Raw genomic sequence first — 472 nt, 5'->3', positions numbered from 1 at the left:
ATGTTCACCGAACTCGGCACGCCCGTGCGCGCCACGCTCAAATGCTCGTTCAAGCAATGGCGCTCGAACATCGACGATCGCAAGAAGCAGAATCTGATGTCCGCTGACGTCGCCAAGGTCTGGACCGTCAAGCGCGGGCAGACGCTCGCCAGCATCGCCGCGCAGGAGTATGCCGATGCGAGTCGCTGGCGTGACCTCGCGGCGGCCCACGGCATCGACGATCCGCTCGCGCTCGCGCCAGGCTCGACGATCCTGCTGCCGCCGGTGCGCCCGAGCGCCTCGCGCGTCATCAGAGCGGAGGACATCCTGTGAACGCGCGCACCGGCTTCGATACGCTCGCGCCCGAGTTTGGGCTGAAGATCAATGGCGCGCCGCTGCCGGAAGCGGCGACGGCCGACCTGATCGACGTGTGCGTGCTCGAGGATGTCGACGCCATGAGCATGTTCACGTTTTCGCTGACCTGCTGCGACAC

The 472-nt window shown here is 66.1% G+C and carries 1 pseudogene; it reads left to right on the top strand.

Annotated elements, in window-relative coordinates:
* Positions 1–312: pseudogene (locus VSR34_RS38425) on the top strand (hypothetical protein); the annotation flags it as partial.
* Positions 313–472: the final 160 nt, after the last annotated feature.

The sequence above is a fragment of the Paraburkholderia sp. JHI2823 genome (genome assembly GCF_038900695.1).
In the GTDB taxonomy this organism is placed as follows: domain Bacteria; phylum Pseudomonadota; class Gammaproteobacteria; order Burkholderiales; family Burkholderiaceae; genus Paraburkholderia; species Paraburkholderia mimosarum.
The sequence above is the reverse complement of the archived record's forward strand: the minus strand, read 5'-3'. Positions and strand labels throughout refer to the sequence as shown.